Origin of the sequence: Mesorhizobium sp. B283B1A, assembly GCF_020165735.1 — a bacterium.
Classification (GTDB): Bacteria; Pseudomonadota; Alphaproteobacteria; order Rhizobiales; family Rhizobiaceae; genus Mesorhizobium; species Mesorhizobium opportunistum.
This window is the reverse complement of the sequence record NZ_JAIUIQ010000013.1, coordinates 85,438-103,382: the sequence shown is the minus strand read 5'-3', so window position 1 is coordinate 103,382 and position 17,945 is coordinate 85,438. Positions and strand designations below refer to the sequence as shown.

14 protein-coding genes are annotated in these 17,945 nt (G+C 64.3%); 8 read left to right on the top strand and 6 right to left on the bottom strand.

From position 1 onward, the window contains the following. Positions 1 to 126: 126 nt before the first annotated feature. From smc to LB577_RS13745, 3 genes are all read right to left on the bottom strand, one after another. Positions 127 to 3,585, bottom strand: coding sequence for a chromosome segregation protein SMC (gene smc / locus LB577_RS13755; RefSeq protein WP_224687091.1), 3,459 nt, complete (start codon positions 3,583 to 3,585; stop codon positions 127 to 129). 117 nt (positions 3,586 to 3,702) lie between these two features. After that, positions 3,703 to 4,446 (bottom strand): DsbA family protein, encoded by a 744-nt coding sequence (locus LB577_RS13750; protein WP_224687090.1) that lies wholly within the window; start codon positions 4,444 to 4,446, stop codon positions 3,703 to 3,705. A gap of 154 nt (positions 4,447 to 4,600) precedes the next feature. Continuing rightward, positions 4,601 to 5,110 (bottom strand): DUF721 domain-containing protein, encoded by a 510-nt coding sequence (locus LB577_RS13745; RefSeq protein WP_023764468.1) that lies wholly within the window; start codon positions 5,108 to 5,110, stop codon positions 4,601 to 4,603. Between the two features lie 53 nt (positions 5,111 to 5,163). Between LB577_RS13745 and mutY the strand changes: the two genes are divergently transcribed. Continuing rightward, complete coding sequence (gene mutY, locus LB577_RS13740) at positions 5,164 to 6,267, top strand: A/G-specific adenine glycosylase (protein WP_224687089.1); 1,104 nt, start codon at positions 5,164 to 5,166, stop codon at positions 6,265 to 6,267. Positions 6,268 to 6,277: 10 nt separating this feature from the next. Continuing rightward, entirely contained in the window at positions 6,278 to 6,889 is a 612-nt protein-coding gene (locus LB577_RS13735; RefSeq protein ID WP_224687088.1) for an HAD family hydrolase, read from the top strand. 66 nt (positions 6,890 to 6,955) lie between these two features. Here the strand turns inward: LB577_RS13735 and LB577_RS13730 are convergent, their stop codons facing one another. After that, positions 6,956 to 8,089: a site-specific DNA-methyltransferase gene (locus LB577_RS13730; protein WP_023764471.1), complete on the bottom strand. Its 1,134-nt coding sequence runs from the start codon at positions 8,087 to 8,089 to the stop codon at positions 6,956 to 6,958. 180 nt (positions 8,090 to 8,269) lie between these two features. Between LB577_RS13730 and LB577_RS13725 the strand changes: the two genes are divergently transcribed. After that, entirely contained in the window at positions 8,270 to 8,959 is a 690-nt protein-coding gene (locus LB577_RS13725; RefSeq protein ID WP_013896636.1) for an HAD family hydrolase, read from the top strand. 163 nt (positions 8,960 to 9,122) lie between these two features. On the opposite strand, the gene LB577_RS13720 is transcribed toward LB577_RS13725, so the two are convergent. After that, positions 9,123 to 9,851: a hypothetical protein gene (locus tag LB577_RS13720; RefSeq protein WP_224687087.1), complete on the bottom strand. Its 729-nt coding sequence runs from the start codon at positions 9,849 to 9,851 to the stop codon at positions 9,123 to 9,125. A gap of 129 nt (positions 9,852 to 9,980) precedes the next feature. Here LB577_RS13720 and thrC point away from each other — a divergent pair, with 129 nt between their 5' ends. From thrC to LB577_RS13700, 4 genes are read left to right on the top strand one after another with little or no spacing between them, the layout of a single operon-like run. Then, positions 9,981 to 11,378 carry a threonine synthase gene (gene thrC / locus LB577_RS13715; RefSeq protein ID WP_224687086.1) on the top strand — a complete coding sequence of 466 codons (1,398 nt, stop codon included), beginning with the start codon at positions 9,981 to 9,983 and terminating at the stop codon, positions 11,376 to 11,378. Positions 11,379 to 11,392: 14 nt separating this feature from the next. Then, entirely contained in the window at positions 11,393 to 12,685 is a 1,293-nt protein-coding gene (locus tag LB577_RS13710) for a M16 family metallopeptidase (RefSeq protein ID WP_013896639.1), read from the top strand. Between the two features lie 15 nt (positions 12,686 to 12,700). Then, on the top strand, positions 12,701 to 13,297 hold the full coding sequence (locus LB577_RS13705) for a GNAT family N-acetyltransferase (RefSeq protein WP_023764475.1): 597 nt from the start codon (positions 12,701 to 12,703) through the stop codon (positions 13,295 to 13,297). A gap of 2 nt (positions 13,298 to 13,299) precedes the next feature. After that, the gene (locus LB577_RS13700; RefSeq protein ID WP_224687085.1) at positions 13,300 to 16,188 is read left to right on the top strand and encodes an EAL domain-containing protein; all 2,889 of its coding nucleotides are present in this window, start codon (positions 13,300 to 13,302) and stop codon (positions 16,186 to 16,188) included. Between the two features lie 157 nt (positions 16,189 to 16,345). On the opposite strand, the gene LB577_RS13695 is transcribed toward LB577_RS13700, so the two are convergent. Beyond that, positions 16,346 to 16,954 carry a YqgE/AlgH family protein gene (locus LB577_RS13695; protein ID WP_013896642.1) on the bottom strand — a complete coding sequence of 203 codons (609 nt, stop codon included), beginning with the start codon at positions 16,952 to 16,954 and terminating at the stop codon, positions 16,346 to 16,348. 159 nt (positions 16,955 to 17,113) lie between these two features. Between LB577_RS13695 and LB577_RS13690 the strand changes: the two genes are divergently transcribed. Continuing rightward, positions 17,114 to 17,920, top strand: a complete 807-nt coding sequence (locus tag LB577_RS13690; RefSeq protein WP_224687084.1) for a protein-disulfide reductase DsbD domain-containing protein — start codon at positions 17,114 to 17,116, stop codon at positions 17,918 to 17,920. Positions 17,921 to 17,945 lie beyond the last annotated feature (25 nt).

The window sequence follows — 17,945 nt, the reverse complement described above, 5'->3', positions numbered from 1 at the left end:
TTGCATCGGCATGGCCGGCGGTCTCGTGGTCGCGATGTGTGCAAACTGGGTGCTGCACCGCAAGGGCTGACCGCCAATCCAGCCTGTTGTGCGAGCTGTCCGGAGCGCGCTATTGGCCCGGTCGCGTCAGCTCGCCTCGCGCATCGCCTCGGCGGCCTGCAGATCGACCGACACCAGTTGGCTGACGCCTTGCTCGGCCATGGTGACGCCGAACAGCCGGTCCATGCGCGCCATGGTGATCGGGTTGTGGGTGATGATGACGAACCGCGTCTCGGTGGTCTTAGCCATCTCGTCCATGAGATTGCAGAAGCGTTCGACATTGTGATCGTCGAGCGGAGCGTCGACTTCGTCGAGCACGCAGATCGGTGCGGGGTTGGTCAGGAACACGGCGAAGATCAGCGACATCGCCGTCAGCGCCTGCTCGCCACCCGACAAAAGCGTCATGGTCTGCGGCTTCTTGCCGGGCGGGCGGGCCAGGATTTCGAGCCCCGCCTCGAGCGGATCCTCGGATTCGATCAGCTGCAATTCTGCCGTGCCGCCACCGAACAGATGCGAGAACAGCCGCTGGAAATGGCTGTTGACGACATCGAAAGCGGCCAGCAGCCGCTCGCGGCCTTCGCGGTTGAGGCTCTGGATCGCTTGCCTGAGCTTGCGGATCGCCTCGATGATGTCCTCGCGCTCGGAGACGATTGCCTCCAGCCGGTCGGACAGTTCCTTCTGCTCTTCCTCGGCGCGCAAATTGACGGCGCCGAGCCGTTCGCGTTCGATCTTCAGCCGGTCGAGCTGACGTTCGATCTCGCCCATTTCAGGCATCGGATCGTCGGCTTCCAGGCCGGTATGGCGGATCACCAGATGCGGCGGCGTGTTCAGCGTTTCCTGGATGCGCGCCTCGACCTCCAGCCGGCGCTCGTCGGCCGCGGTCAGCCGTTCCTCGGCGCGGACGCGGGTCTCGCGGGCCTCGGCCAGCGACTGGATGGCCCCGGTGGCCGCCTTGTCCAGCTCGGCCTGCCTGTTTTCCGCTTCCTGCAGGCGGTCGGCGGCGGCCTTGCGCAAGGTCTCGGCCTCGGTGAGCTGCGACAGCAGCGCGCGCCGTTTGGCATCGATTTCGTCGGGGGCGTCGGCCAGCCGCTCGCGCTCCGCCTCGGCCTCGGCCTTGCGCTCGCTGAGCGATGCGATCTGCGTCGAGGCATTTTCGGCACGCACCAGCCAATTGCTGCGTTCGGCGCCGATGGCATCCAGCCGGCGTGCACGCGCCTCTGCTTCGCGCCGCAACCCCTCATGGACGGCGCGGGCGTCGGCAAGGGTGGCGCGGTCGCGGGCGACATTGGCCGAGGACTGTTCTAGCTGCAATTGCAGGTCGCCGAGATCAGGCGCGTCCTGCAGCAGCATCTCGGCCTCGACGAAGGCAGCCGAGGTTTCCTCATGGCTGTCGACGATGCGTGCGCGTGCCTCGTCGAGTGCGGCGCGCCGGCTCGACAATTCGCCACCGGCCTTCTCGGCCTCGGCCAGCGCGTTGCGGGCGGCGTCCAGGCGATGCTGGGCGTCGCGTCCGGCCTGGCGCGTGTTGCGCTCGGCCTCGCTGGCCAGGCGAAGCGCCTGTTCGGCCTCAGCCAAATTCTCCTCGGCGTGACGCAGGACAAGTGTCGCCTGCACCGCCTCGGCATCGAGTTCGGCAAGCCGGTTCTTCTGCGCCAGGCGTTGCGCCGCGGCGGTCGGCGCGTCGGCGCTGGCGGCAAGTCCGTCCCAGCGCCAGAGCGCGCCCTCGCGGCTGACCAGCCTCTGGCCGGGCGCGAGCAGCGCCTGCAGCCGGCGGCCGTCCGCCGCTTCGACAATGCCGATCTGCGCCAGGCGGCGGGCAAGCTGCGCCGGAGCGCGAACCACGCTGGCAAGGCTCTTGATGCCTTCGGGCAGGGCAGCGTCGCCGGGCTGGATTGCGCTTTCACCCCAGTGCACCGGCGCGCTGCGGTCGAGCGGGACGTCTAGGTCTTCGCCAAGGGCGGCGCCCAGCGCCGTCTCGAAGCCGCGTTCGACGCTGATCTGTTCCAGCACCGAAGGGAAAAGATCGCCGCTGGCGGCGTTCAGGATCTTGGCCAGCGTGCGCGCTTCGGTCTCGATGCGCGCCAGTTCGGCCCTGGCGTCCTGAAGCGGCGGCCGGGCAATGCTTTCCGCGGCGCGAGCATCGATGACCGACTGCTCGGCTTGGGCCACTGCGGCTTCGGCCTCCTCCAGCAGCGCCATGGCCTGTTCGACCAGCACGCGCTTTTCGGCCGGATCCGGCAGGCCGGCCACCTTGGAGAGGATGTCCGACAATTCGCGGTCGACCTCGGCGAGCTGGCGGGCAAAGCGGTCGCGGCGCTCGGCGGTCTCGCGCAAAGTGCGTTCGATCTGGTGGCGCGAGGCGGCGGCCTCCGCCCGTTCGGCGGTCAGCGTGGCCAGTTTGGCTTCGCTGGCGGCAAGCATCGATGCAGCCTGCTCGAATGCCGCGCGGGTGGTGGCCTCGCGCTCGGCGGCGCCGGCATTCTCGGAATTCAGCGTCGCTTCCTCGGTGCGCAGGCGCTCGAGAACATCGGCATTGTCGCGCACCATCCGCTCCTCGCGGGCGATGTCGCCGTCGAGCTGCTGCAAACGCCGCTCGAGTTCAGCCTGGCGGGCGCGGATGCGGCCGGCCTCCTCCTCGATCTGCGACCTGGCGATCGACAGGCGCTGGAATGCGGCGGCGGCGGCGGCTTCAGCGTCGCGCAGGTCGGGCAAGCGATGGGCGGCGATGCCCTGCTCCTTGGCCGCGTTCATCTGCGCGGCGGCGCGGTCGCCGACCAATGCCGTGGCGACAGCCAGCGCCGAGCGCGCCTCGCCTTCCTGCGTCTTGGCCAGCGTCCAGCGCAAGTGCAGCAATGTCGCCTCGGCCTTGCGGATGTCAGCCGACAGGTTCTTGAAGCGGGATGCCTGGCGCGCCTGGCGCTTCAGGCTTTCGATCTGGCTTTCGAGCTCGCCGACGACATCGTCCAGGCGCTCGAGGTTCTGTTCGGCGGCCTTCAGCCGCAGTTCGGCTTCGTGGCGGCGGGTGTGCAGGCCGGAAATGCCGGCCGCCTCTTCGAGCAGCGCGCGACGCGCCTGCGGCTTGGCCTGGATCAGTTCGCCGATGCGGCCTTGGCCGACCATCGACGGCGAGCGCGCGCCGGTCGACTGGTCGGCGAACAGAAGCTGCACGTCCTTGGCGCGCGCCTCCTTGCCATTGATGCGGTAGAGCGAACCGGCCTCGCGCTCGATGCGGCGAGACACCTGCAATTCGTCGGCATCGTTGAAGGCGGCGGGCGCGGATCGGTCGCTGTTGTCGAGGAAAAGCGTGACCTCGGCGGTGTTGCGCGCGGGCCGGGTGCCCGAACCGGAAAAGATCACGTCGTCCATGCCGGACGCGCGCATGTTTTTGTAGGAGCTTTCGCCCATCACCCAGCGCAGCGCCTCGACCAGGTTCGACTTGCCGCAGCCGTTCGGCCCGACAATGCCCGTCAGGCCGCGTTCGATGACGAACTCGCCGGGTTCGACGAAGGACTTGAAGCCGAGAAGGCGGAGGCGCGAAAACCTCATTCATGCGCCTCACAGGCGGGTTCCGCGAAATTGTCCCGCGGTTTTGCGGCAAGAAACCGCGTCAAAACGCTAGAGCGGGCAGCGCCGGAACGCTGCCGCTTCAGCGCTGAGCCGATGTCAGAGCAGAGGGTCGATGATGGCCGATATTTCCTCAATCGACATCGCCCCTTTGTAGGTCTTACCGTTGATGAAGAAGGTCGGTGTCGAGTCGACCTTGAATTCATTGGCGCCGCGCTTCTGGACCGATCTCACATCGTCCAGAAGTTTCTGGTCCGTCAAGCAGGCCTCGAAGGACTCCTGTGTAAAACCGGCGAGCTTCGAGATTTGCAGCAGCGCATCCTTGGTGTTCGATACCCCAACCCAGTTCGCCTGCTGCCTGAACAGCACATCGACCATCGGGAAATAGTTATCCTTGGAGCAGCGCGCCAGCATGAAACCGGCTTCCGCGCTCGGATCGAACGGAAATTCGCGCAGGATGTAGCGAGCCTTGCCGGTGTCGATGTACTTCGTCTTCAGTTCCGGGAAGGTGGTCTCGGCGAAATGCGCGCAATGCGGGCAGGTCATCGAGGCGTATTCGACGATGGTGACCTTGGCGTCGTCCTTGCCGAGCTGCTTGTCGGGCAGCGCGCCCGGCTTCAGCAGTTCCGCCATGTCGACGGTTCCCTGCGCTTCCGGCACCTTGGCCGCCGCCGGCGTGGCCGGCTTTGCCGGAGTGGCCGGGTCGGCAGGCTTCACATCCGCCGCCTTGGCCTGTTCGCCGGAGTCACTGCAGGCGGCGAGCAGGGCGACCGCCGGAATGGCGGCCAGCGAAGACAGGACGTTTCTGCGAGACAGACTTTTGCCGAACGAGGGACGGTTCATACGAATCACCTGACAAGGGTTGAATTTTGCAATGCAAAGGCACGAAAAGGCGAGAGTTGGCGCGAATTAAGGCATCTCCGTCCCCAATCCAATCGCGAAACCTGACAAGGGCGATCACGAATGCGAGATGTTGACGACAAATCCATGACTGTCTTCAAGGGGTTTTCGACTTTTTTTCACCAAGAATCGTCGCACCCAGCCTTTCCAGAGAGGCGCGCAGCCCTTCATCCTCGATCAATTCGACTGTGCCGGACAATTTCGTCTTCTCCGCCGCCGTCAAGGGCCTGAAGGTCGGCTTGGGCCGTCCTTTATCCGTTGTCACCGGCTTTTGCACGATCCTGATGCGGCCAATGGCGTTGAAGCCAAGAAAGGCATTCACCCTGTTGATGATCTCGCCGGTCTCGTGCTGCAGATGAAGCGCGGCCATGCCTTCGCAGGCGATGACCAGCACCGCCGGCTCGAAAGGATCGTCCTCATGCAGGCGGCGCGGCCACTGGATCTTTTCAGGCCGCGAGCGGCTGGCGAGGCGCGGGCCCGCGATCTCTTCCCAGGACTGGACGAGGCCAATCGAGATGCCGGCCCGCTTGCGCAGCACCGGATCGAGGATTTTGGTCGCAAGATCGCTCACCGGGACGGGATTGCCGTAGGGCGTTCTCCCTGCCATGTACGTTCTCCAGCCATCACCCCAGCAGATACCGGCCAGGCCCATACAGATCAATGGCACCAGCAGACCAGACCCGCAAGGCCATCTCAGGCGATACCGCGTCGCGCCTGCTCGCCTGGTACGACGTGCACTACCGCGAATTGCCATGGCGCGTGACCCCGCGCGAACATGCACGCGGCGCGCGGCCCGACCCTTACCGCATCTGGCTGTCCGAAGTCATGCTGCAGCAGACCACGGTCGAGTCGGTGAAATCCTATTTCCGCGCCTTTGTCGAGAAATGGCCCGATGTCGAGGCGCTGGCCGCGGCGCCGACCGAGGACGTGATGAAGGCCTGGGCGGGGCTCGGTTACTATTCCCGCGCCCGCAATCTCAAGGCCTGCGCCGATCTGGTGGCGGCGCGTGGCGGCCGATTTCCCGATACGGAGGTTGCCTTGCGAGACCTGCCCGGCATCGGCGCCTACACATCGGCGGCCATCACGGCGATCGCCTTCGATCGCCCCGCCGCCGTTGTCGACGGCAATGTCGAGCGCGTCATCTCCCGGCTGTTTTCGATCACGACGCCGCTGAGCGAAGCCAAGGGCGAAATCCGGGTCCATGTCGAACGCATGGTGCCGGCGACAAGGCCGGGCGACTTCGCCCAGGCGATGATGGATCTCGGCGCCACGATCTGCACCCCGCGCCGGCCACGCTGCACGCTGTGTCCGCTGCGCGAAGACTGCAGCGCCCTCGTTTCAGGCGACCCCGAGCATTTCCCGGTGCGCCTGCCGAAGGCAGACAAGCCTCGGCGGCGCGGCGCGGCTTTCGTGGCCGTGCGCGGTGACGGCGCCATTCTTTTGCGCAAGCGGCCGGACAAAGGCCTGCTTGGCGGCATGACCGAGGTGCCGACGACCGCATGGACCGCGCGGATCGACGGCGCAATCACCGAGGCGGCGGCGCCTTTCCCCGCTAACTGGCGGCGTGCCGGCCAGATCGCGCATGTCTTCACCCATTTCGCGCTTGAACTCGACGTCTTTCGTGCCGAGGTGGACAGTCCCGCGCCAGCGGGGCATTTCTGGTCGCTGGCCCATGAAATTTCCGGGGAAGCGCTGCCCACTGTCATGAAAAAGGCAATCGAAGCGGCGATACCCGGCGCGACGAAAAAGCCACGCCCGCATTGAAAGAGGCTCCATGACTGAAATCCGCCACATCGTTTTCGACATCGGCAAGGTGCTGATCCATTACGATCCCAACATTCCGTTCAGCCGCCTCATTCCCGATACCGAAGAAAGAAAGTGGTTCTTCGACAATATCTGCACGCATGACTGGAACCTCGAGCAGGACCGCGGCCGGAACTGGGAAGAGGCCGAGGCGCTGCTGATCGCGGAACATCCCGAGCACGCGGAAAACATCCGCGGCTTCCGCCGCCACTGGCACGAGATGGTGCCGCATGCCTATGACGACAGCGTCGCCATCATGCTCGGGCTGATCGAGAGCGGCCACGATGTGACCATGCTGACCAACTTCGCCGCCGACACGCTTGCCGAGGCCCGCAAACGCTTCGATTTCCTCGAGCGGCCGCGCGGCGTCACCATCTCCGGCGAGATCGGCAAGATCAAGCCGGACCGCGACATCTACGACCATCACGTGGCCGCGTTCGGCCTCGAGCCATCGGCGACCCTGTTCATCGACGACAGCCCGAAGAATGTCGACGGCGCGCGGGCGGCGGGCTGGCAATCGGTGCTGTTCACCGACGCCAGGACGCTTCAAGCAGACCTTGAGCGCTTCGGAATCAAGGCGTGATCTGAATCGCTTCCGGCAATCCGCTGAGATTTTGAATCTACGAGGAATTGCGCCGGTGGCAGGGGTTCAGCCCCCTGCCCGTTCCATGCCGAGGCGGGCGATGCGGCGAAGTTCGTCGATCGGGGTCAAGCCGCCGCTGCGTTCATAATGCCAGAAGGTCCAGCCGTTGCAGGCGTCCAGTCCCTGCACTTCGGCGCCTATCTTGTGGATCGAGCCGGCGCTGTCGCCGATGGCCACCGTGCCGTCGGCACGCACCTTGGCCGCCCAACGCTTCTTGGCGTCGTAAAGCGTCGCGCCCGGAACCATCAGCCCGGTGTCGATCAGGCTCACGAAGGCGACGCGGGGCTCGGCGCGCTTGCCGGTCAGCACCGTCAGGTCGGCATCTTCCAGCGGCCGCACGGCGTCGATGCGCTCGTTGGCGGCATCGATATAGGCCTGCTCGCGCTCGATGCCGACGAAGTGGCGGCCAAGACGCTTGGCCACGGCACCGGTCGTGCCGGAGCCGAAGAAGGGGTCGAGCACGATGTCGCCCGGCTTGGTCGAGGCCATCATGATGCGGGCCAGCAGCGCCTCCGGCTTCTGCGTCGGATGCAATTTGTCGCCATTGTCGTTCTTCAGCCGCTCGCCGCCGGTGCAGATCGGGAACAGCCAGTCGGAACGCATCTGGATGTCGTCATTCGACGCCTTGAGCGCCTCGTAATTGAAGGTATAGCCCTTGCCCTTCTGGTCGCGCGAGGCCCAGATCATGGTCTCATGCGCGTTCTGGAAGCGGCGCCCACGAAAATTCGGCATCGGATTGGTCTTGCGCCAGACGACGTCGTTGAGGATCCAGAAGCCCAAATCCTGCATCTTGGCGCCGACCCGGAAGATGTTGTGATAGGAGCCGATGACCCAGATCGTGCCGTTCGGCTTCAGCACGCGGCGCGCCGCCAGCAGCCAGGCGCGGGTGAAGGCGTCGTAGGCCTCGAAGCTCTCGAACTGGTCCCAGTCGTCGTCGACCGCGTCGACCTTGGACTGGTCGGGGCGGTGCAGGTCGCCGTCGAGCTGCAGATTGTAAGGCGGATCGGCGAAGATGACGTCGATCGACTTCTCGGGCAGGCGGTCGAGGGCCGCGACGCAGTCGCCCTTGAGGATCGTGTCCAGCCATTCGGATTGCTGGGGAGCAAGGGAAAGCTCGTCGAGAAGACGCACTGCAGACATTTTTACACCCCAGGCACGCGTTACTGTTTTTACTGTCTGTTATGGTTACCGATCAGCGTAAATATTCGGTGAAGGCCGACGCAACGACCTGCCGGGTTTGCGAAGGCGGTGCCATTGGTGTATGCCGCGCCGCCTGAGCCCGTAGCGGCCATCCCTCCATCCTCCTTGTCCCGGATCGTCATGCCCCAGCCAGATCTTGTCATCTTCGATTGCGACGGCGTGCTCGTCGATTCCGAAATCATCGCCGCGCGGGTCGAGGCCGAGCTGATAACCCTGGCCGGATACGAGGTCTCGGCCGAGGAAATCGCCGAGACCTATGCCGGCCTGACCTTCAAGGACATTTTGATGCGGATCGAGGAGAAGTCCAAAATCCCGTTCCAGGTGTCGCTGATCGATCGCGCCGAAGAACTGGTCGACAGGAAGCTGCGCAGCGACGTGCGTGCCATCGAAGGCGTGCGCGAGGCGGTTGCATCGGTCACGACGCAACGCTGCATCTGCTCCAATTCACGCTCCGAGCGGATAGAATTCATGCTGGAGAAGGTGCACCTGCTGCCGTTTTTCGCCGGCCGCATCTTCTCGGCGCTGGAAACGCCCACCGGCAAAACCAAGCCGGCTCCGGACGTCTTCCTGTTGGCGGCGGAGAAACTCAACGCCAAGCCGGCGAACACTTTCGTCATCGAGGATTCCGTGCACGGCGTCCATGGCGCCAGGGCCGCCGGCATGCGCGTGATCGGCTTCACCGGCGCCAGCCACAGCTACCCCGGCCATGCCGATGCGCTGACGGAAGCCGGCGCCGAGACGGTGATCCGCCGCTGGGCTGAACTGAAAAGCGTGATCGCCGCACTGTCGGAGTGGTCGGCGGACGCCTGACAAGCGTCCAGCCCGATGCACGCGGGTCTTGAGCAATTCCAGGAAAAGTGTGACACGGTTTTCCCGGGAAAAGCGCGTAGCGCTTTCCCTAGGGAATTGCGTAAAAACAAAGAGATGGAGCGGTTCGCCGTTTCCGTGAAACGGTGAAATGCTCTGAGACCGCTCAGTTTGTCGCGGCCGCCCGCTTCCTGTGGGTCTTCTTCGGCTTGTCCGTCGTCGTCTTGGGCGCGGTTTCGTCATAACCGGCGTAGGCCTGATAGTCCGGCGCCGTCGGAGCCGGCACGACGACATTGGAATCGGTGAACACGAACTGTGTGGCGACCGAAGGATCGGTGACCTGGACCTGATACTGGTGAATCTGCGAATAGAGCACGTCGGTGCCGTGCATCACCGCGGTGCGGATCGGCATGGTGATGGTTCCGGGCGAGAACTTCGGCCCCGGCACGATCTTGCCGGCGACCGCGATCTTCATCGTCAGCTGCCCGTCGGCACGGCTGCAATCGCGCGTCACGTCGGCGATCGACGCCTGATAGATGATCCTCGCCGAATCGTCCGGCGGCGTGGCCGCGGCGGCGTCGGCCGCAGCCTGGGCGGCAGCGTCGGCTTCGGCGTCGCCGGTCTTCTTGAGCTTGGGCTTGGGCTTCCGGGCTTCGTTGGCATAGGTGTTGAAGAAGGCGGTGCCATCGCGCACCGTCACTCTCGGACAATAGGCGTTCAACTGGCTGGCCAGAATCTTGGGATCCTGTGGCGGTGGCGGGGCGGTCGGATCCTTCTTGCCGAAACCGAGGTTGAGGATGCCATTGTCGCCCGATTGGCAACCGGCGGCGGCGAGCATAAAGCCGGTAAGCGCCAGACCCGCCACAAAGCGACCGCTAGATGTATGAAACGCCATGAAACTCCCACTTCCCTCTCGCAAAGCTGGTGACGTATATCAACGGCGCGGCAAAAATGCGACTGAGCCAGCGCAGAAATTAACCACCTTGTGGTGAACGGAAAGCCACACGGCAAACGGATCTGTGACATGCAATATGTGAGTACCCGTGGGGAAGCGCCCGCGCTTGGATTTTCCGACGCCGTGCTGGCGGGCTTGGCGCGTGATGGTGGGCTCTATGTGCCGCGCGAGTGGCCGCAGTTTTCGCCGTCCGAGATCCGCGCCATGCGCGGCCTTGCCTATCCCGACCTTGCGATCCGCGTGCTGTCGCCCTTCCTTGGCGGCGAAATCGCCGCACCCGTCTTCGAGCGCCTGGTGCGTGAAGCCTATGCCACCTTCCGCCACGAAGCCGTCTGCCCGCTGGTGCAGATCGCTCCCAACACCTTCGTCCTCGAACTCTTCCATGGCCCGACGCTGGCTTTCAAGGACGTGGCGATGCAGTTGCTCGCCCGGCTGATGGACCATGTGCTCGCCGAGCGCGACCAGCATGCCACCATCGTCGGCGCCACGTCGGGCGATACCGGCGGGGCGGCCATTGATGCCTTTGCCGGGCGCAGCCGCACCGACATCTTCATCCTCTTCCCGCATGGCCGCGTCTCGCCCGTGCAGCAGCGGCAGATGACGACATCGACCGCGCAGAACGTTCACGCGCTGGCGATCGAAGGCAATTTCGACGATTGCCAGGGCCTGCTCAAGGACATGTTCAACGATCACGGCTTTCGCGACCGGGTGGCGCTTTCGGGGGTCAACTCGATCAACTGGGCCCGCATCATGGCCCAGATCGTCTATTATTTCTCCTCGGCCTTGTCGCTCGGCGCGCCGGACAGGCCCGTATCCTTCACCGTGCCGACCGGCAATTTCGGCGATATCTTCGCCGGCTACGCGGCCAAGAAGATGGGCCTGCCGATCGAAAGGCTGGTCATCGCCACCAACGACAACGACATATTGGCGCGCACCTTCGAGACCGGCGAATACCGCACAAAGGGCGTCTTCGCGACCACCTCGCCGTCGATGGACATCCAGGTGTCGTCGAATTTCGAGCGCCTGCTGTTCGAGGCCTCCGGCCGCAATGCCTCGACTGTGCGGCGTTACATGGCGGGGCTCAAGCAGTCGGGTGCTTTCACCATAGAAACTCAGGAAATCACTGGGATGCGGACCGAATTCGACGCCGGCCGTGCCGATACCGACCAGGTCGCTGCCACCATCCGCTCGACGCTTGCGGCCAGCAATTACCTGCTCGATCCGCATACGGCGGCAGCGGTCCACGTCGCCGCAGGCAGGCCCGCCGGTGCCGTGCCGATGGTGGTGCTGGGCACGGCTCATCCGGCAAAGTTTCCAGCCGCGGTCGAAGCCGCCAGCGGTATCCACCCCGCCCTGCCCGCATGGCTAGGCGGGTTGATGACGGCAGAGGAAAAATACACGGTACTTCCATCCGACCTGAAAATGGTGGAAGATTACGTCAGCCGCCGCGCGCGAGCGGCGCGTTAGGGAGTAAGAGCCATATGGGTGTTGAGGTAAGCCGTCTGTCGAACGGCCTGACAGTCGCCACCGAAACCCTTCCAAGTATCGAATCGGTTGCCCTTGGTGCCTGGGTCAAGTCCGGTGCGCGCAACGAGCGTGACGACGAGCATGGCATGGCCCATCTGCTCGAGCACATGGCGTTCAAGGGTACAAAGCGGCGAAGCGCTTTCGAAATAGCCTCGGAAATCGAGGACGTCGGCGGCGAGATCAACGCCGCCACCAGTGTCGAGACGACGTCCTACTATGCGAGGGTGTTGTCCGACGACGTGCCGCTGGCCGTCGATATCCTGTCCGACATCCTGCAGGAGTCCGAATTCGACCCGCAGGAACTCGAGCGCGAGCAGCACGTCATCCTGCAGGAGATCGGCGCCGCGCACGACACGCCCGACGATATCGTCTTCGACCGTTTCACCGAGACGGCCTTTCGCCACCAGACCATCGGCCGCTCGATCCTGGGCACGCCGGAGACCGTCAAATCCTTCACGTCCAAGCAGTTGCACGATTTCATCGAGCGCCAGTACGGCGCCGAGCGGATGGTGATCGTGGCTGCCGGCGACATCAAGCATGACAATTTCGTGCGCGAGGTCGAAAAGCAGCTCGGCGGCTTCCGCAGCAAGGCCGACAGCACCATTCCACAGTACGCGCAATATGTCGGCGGCGATTTCCGCGAGGATCGCGACCTGATGGACGCGCAGATCGTGCTGGGTTTCGAAGGCCGCGCCTACCATGTGCGCGACTTCTACGCCTCGCAGGTGCTGTCGATGATCCTTGGCGGCGGCATGTCATCGCGCCTGTTCCAAGAAGTCCGCGAGAAGCGCGGCCTGTGCTATTCGGTCTATGCTTTCCACTGGGGCTTTTCCGACACAGGCATCTTCGGCGTCCATGCCGCGACCGGGCAGAGCGACATTGCGGAACTCGTGCCGGTCATCATCGACGAACTGCAGAAGGCCGGGGAGAGCATCCTGCAGGAAGAACTCGACCGGGCGCGCGCCCAATATCGGGCCGGGCTGATCATGTCCGCCGAAAGCCCGGCCAGCCGTGCCTCGCAGATCGCGCGGCAACTGCTTCTGTTTGGCCGCCCAATCGCCAAGGAAGAGCTGATGGAGCGCCTGTCGGCGCTGACCATCGAACGGCTGACCGACCTGTCGTCGCGGATGTTCTCGACCAAGCCGACGCTTACCGCTGTCGGGCCTGTGGGTACGCTGGCACCATATGAGGCGATTCTCGATTCGCTTCCGGGTACGCAGACCACGGCCCGCAGGCTCGCCGTCTAAGCCCCCCAAAGCGTCGTGTTCGCGCTCCCTTTCTTTCGCCGTGACCTGCCGGCACTGAAGGGCGAACGCGTGACGTTGCGCGTGCCGCTGACCAACGACTATCGCGAGTGGTCGGCGGTGCGCGGCGAAAGCCGCGCCTTCCTGGAACCGTGGGAGCCGCGCTGGACGCCCGATGAGCTCGACCGCACGGCATGGCGGCTGCGCATCAGCCGTTACCGCGAGGACTATGCACAAGGAACAGCGATCGCCTTCTTCATCTTCGAGAAGTCGAGCGGCAAGCTGGCGGGCGGAATTACGCTCGGCAACATTCGCCACGGTGTCTCGCAAAGCGGCCATATCGGCTACTGGATCGGCGAGCGCTTCGGCGGCCGTGGCCTGATGACCGACGCGGTCAAGCTGGTGGCCCGCTTCGCCTTCGATACGCTGAGGTTGCACCGGATCGAAGCGGCTTGTATCCCCGACAATATCCGGTCGATCCGCGTGCTTGAAAAAGCCGGATTCCAGCGCGAAGGACTTCTTCGATCCTATCTCAGGATCAATGGCATCTGGCAGGACCACTACCTCTACGCCCGGATCGCTGACGATCCGCCGGGCGCTGGAACGAAGGACTGATTTTGACGAATTTCCTGCGAAACGGGCCGCTGTTCGCCTTTATCATTGCGACGATCCTGACGCTGTGCGCGGCTCCGTCGGCCTTCGCCGTCGAGCCGATCAAGATTGCCCGCGACGACGTCGCGCTCGACCTTTCGGGCGCCGTCGAGATCTACCGCAACCAGGGCGAGAATTTCCAGGTGTCGACCGCGCCCGGGCCGGACGGCATCGTGCGGCGCATCGAGGTCGAGGCCAACGATGCACGCTCGACCGGCGACTGGGCGGTGTTCGCGCTCGCCAATACCACCGACCAACAGCTCGACCGGCTGATTGTCGCGCCGCATTTCAGGCTGGTGAATTCCGGCATCTTCTGGCCCGACCTCGGCTCGACCCGCATCGCCGCCATCACGCCCAGCGAAGGCTTCGCACTCGACCGCCAGACCAGCCCGGACGCCGACGTGTTCCGGGTGACGCTTAACCCCGGCACGGTGATCACCTTCATCGCCGAGCTCGCCTCGCCGAAGCTGCCGCAGGTCTATCTGTGGGATCCCGAATCCTACAAGGACTCGGTCAATTCCTACACGCTGTTTCGCGGCATCGTCATCGGCATTGCCGGCCTTCTGGCGCTGTTCCTGACCATCCTTTTCGTGGTCAAGGGAACCTCGATGTTCCCGGCGACCGCGGCACTCGCCTGGGCGGTGCTCGCCTATATCTGCGTCGATTTCGGTTTCCTCAACAAGATCATCGAGATATCGCCCGGCAACGAGCAGATGTGGCGAGCGGGAACCGAGGTGGCGCTCGCGGCGACCTTCGTGGTCTTCCTGTTCGCCTATCTCAACCTCAACCGATGGCACGGCCATTTCAGCTATGGCGCGCTGGTCTGGATCCTCGGGCTGGTGCTGATCGCCGGTGTCGCCATCGTCGATCCGGCGGTTGCCGCCGGCATCGCCAGGATATCCTTCGCCGCCACGGCGCTGACCGGGCTCGGCCTGATAATCTTCCTCGGTATACGCGGCTATGACCGCGCCATCATGCTGGTGCCCAGTTGGGTCATGGTGCTGTTGTGGCTCTGTGGATCGTGGATGGCGATCACCGGCATGCTCGACAACGACATCGCCCAGCCGGCGCTCGGCGGCGGCTTGATCCTGATCATCCTGTTGATCGGCTTCACCGTCATGCAGCACGCCTTTGCCGGCGGTGCGTTGCACCAGGGGCTGTTCTCCGACCTCGAGCGGCAGGCGCTGGCGGTGGCCGGTTCGGGCGATACGGTGTGGGACTGGGACGTGCTGCGCGACCGCGTAGTCACCAAACCCGATGTCAGCATCCAGCTCGGCCTGGCCCCCAACAGCCTGGGGGGTGCGGCGCGCAACTGGCTGCCGGTGCTGCATGCCGACGACCGCGACACGTTTCGCACGACGCTCGACGTGGTGCTTGAGCACCGCCGCGGACGGGTGTCGCAGAACTTCCGCCTGCGCGGCGCCGACGGGCATTATCATTGGTTTGCCTTGCGCGCCCGCCCGGTCATCGGATCGGACGGCGAGGTCATCCGCTGCGTCGGCACCATGGTCGACGTCACCGAGCAGAAGAAATCCGAGGAACGGCTCCTGCACGACGCAGTGCACGACAATTTGACCGGCCTGCCGAACCGCGAACTGTTCATGAACCGGCTGGAGGCGATCATCTCGATCGCCCGCACCGAGGAAAAGGTGCGGCCGACCGTATTCGTCATCGACATCGACCGCTTCAAGCAGGTCAATGACGGGCTCGGCATCTCGGCCGGCGACACCATCCTGCTCACCATCGCGCGCCGGCTGCATCGGCTCTTGAAGCCGAAGGATTCGCTGTCGCGCTTCGCCGGCGATCAATTCGCCCTGATGCTGCTTTCCGAACAAGACCCTGCCCGCATCGCCGGCGTGGCCGATGCCATCAAGCATGCGATTAACAATCCGATCACCTTCGCCAAGCGCGAGATCGTGCTGACCGCCTCGATCGGCCTGATCACCTGGACCTCGGCCCAGACCTCGGCCGAGGACATGGTCAAGGACGCCGAGCTTGCCATGCATCAGGCCAAGCGTTTCGGCGGCGACAGGATCGAGCCGTTCCGTCCGGCTTTCCGCACCGTCGGCACCGACCGGCTGCAGTTCGAATCCGACCTGCGGCGCGCCATCGAGCGGCGCGAATTCACGCTTGCCTACCAGCCGATCGTGCGGTTGGAGGACGGCAGCGTCGCCGGCTTCGAGGCGCTGCTGCGCTGGGATCATCCGCGCCGCGGCATGATCCCGCCTGCCGATTTCATCCCCGTCGCCGAAAGCTGTGGGCTGATCGTCCAGCTTGGGCTGTTCGCCATGCAGCAGGCCGCCGAGGATCTCGCCGGATGGCAAAAGCAGATCGGCGACGCGCCGCTGTCGGTCTCGGTGAACCTGTCCAGCCGCCAGCTCATCCGCCGCGACCTGGTCAGCGACGTCCGCTCCGTCATCGCACGGGCCAACCTGAAGCCGCGCTGCTTCCGGCTCGAACTCACCGAATCCCTGGTGATGGACAATCCGGAACAGACCGCCCACGTGCTGACGAAGCTGAAGCAGCTCGGCATCGGCCTGTCGCTGGACGATTTCGGCACCGGCTATTCCTCGCTCGCCTATCTGACGCGTTTCCCCTTCGACACCATCAAGATCGACAAGAGTTTTGTCGACGACAGCACACCCAAGCGCGCCGTGCTGCTCAAATCCATGGTCAACATGGCCCATGAGCTCGGCCTTTCGGTGGTGGCCGAGGGCATTTCGGACGAACGCGACGCGCTGGAACTGCGCCAGATGGGTTGCGAATATGTGCAGAGCTTCATGTTCGGCGCGCCCATGCCGGGCGACCAGGTGCTGAAGACGCTGAAGGAGCAATATCCGCTGACGCAGGCTTAGAGGCCGTTTGGAAACTCTGCTCCTGCGGCCATCTGATGGCGCTTTCTGCGCTTCCGGTGCTCACGTACCTAAGTACGCTCCGCTCCGGTTCTCGAAATCACCATCATATGACTCGCATGAGCGAGTTTCGAAACGGCCTCTGTGTCGGCTCGATGGGTCAGGCGTGTCCGGCGGCGAGGCTGAGATGGGCGAGATCGATGCCGATCGAGGCGAGGATGCGATCGTATTTGCGCTCGATGTCGGCGTCGAACAGAAGTTCGGGACTGGCCGGGCAGGTCAGCCAGCCATTCTCGGCGATCTCGGTTTCCAGTTGACCGGCGCCCCAGCCGGAATAACCCAGCGCCATCAGCGCGCGGCGAGGCCCGCGACCCGACGAAATGGCGCGCAATATGTCGACGGTCGCGGTCAGGCAGATGTCATCGGAAACGGACAGCGACGATTCCACGCGGTAGTCGCCCGAATGCAGGACGAAACCCCGGCTGCGATCGACAGGCCCGCCATTGCGCACGACGAAATCGCGCGCCTGCGCGGGCAAGCGGATCGCCTCCTGCTCGTTCATGATGCCGAGCTGCACCAACAGGTCCGGAAACAGCATCTGCTGGGTCTGGTTGATGATCAGGCCCATCGCGCCTTCATCGCTGTGCGCGCAGACATAGATGACCGAGCGCGTGAAACGGTCGTCCTTCATGCCGGGCATGGCAATCAGGAACTGATCGTCGAGAAAGCCGCGTCCAGCGGCTGTCTTCTTGTGGCGCAACAAATCCATGACGGCGAGGGTAACGCGTTTCCCCGGCGCCGAAAAGATGCGCAGCGGTGGATTCGACCAAAGCCCTGCCGCCAGGCCCGCATAGTTTGTCCGCAAGGGTCACGCAAATATGATATCGAAATCATTGCACCGCCATGAACGGACGATCAAATCACCGCCATGCAAAGCTTGAAAATTCTGTTGCTCGGCGCCGCCATCGCATCGGCAACCATCGTTCCCGCCGCAGCCTCCTCGTCGGCATGGTACAGCAGCGAAGGCGGCAAGGTGCGGCTGGTGACGTCAGGCAAGCCGGACAATGCCGGCCGCATCCAGGGCGTTCTCGACATTGCGCTCAAGCCGGGCTGGAAGACCTACTGGCGTGATCCGGGCGATGCCGGCGTGCCGCCGCAACTCGATGTTTCCGCCAGCACCAACATCACGGATGCCAAGCTGTCCTTTCCGGCGCCGCAGCGTCATGACGACGGTTATGGCAAATGGGCAGGTTACGATTATCCGGTGTCGCTGCCGGTGGTGTTCACGCTGTCGGCGGTGAAGGATCAGGCCGTCATCGACGCCAACGTCTTTCTCGGCATCTGCGAAACGATCTGCATCCCCGTGCAGACGCGGCTGACCGTCGACCCCGCTTCCGACCCGGACAATGCCGAGGATGCGGCACTGGTGAAGGCGAGCTTCGCGGCGTTGCCCGCACCGGCAAGGTCCGATTTCGGCATCAATGTCCTGCCCGGCGATCACGAGACGCTGGTTGTAGAGGCGAGTTTTCCAGGCGATCCGGCGGCGGCGGATTTCTTCGTCGCCGGCGAGCGGGACTACATGTTCGGCCCCCCTTCGCGCAGTGAAAAGGACGGCAAGCTGATCTTCACCGTGCCGATCCTCGACCGCCCTTCGACGACACCAACCGATGGCGGGCTTCACTATACGCTGACGAGTTCGGCGGGCGCGGTCGAAGGGCTTCTGCCTTTCCCGTGATCCTACCTCGAGAGTTGCAGGACGC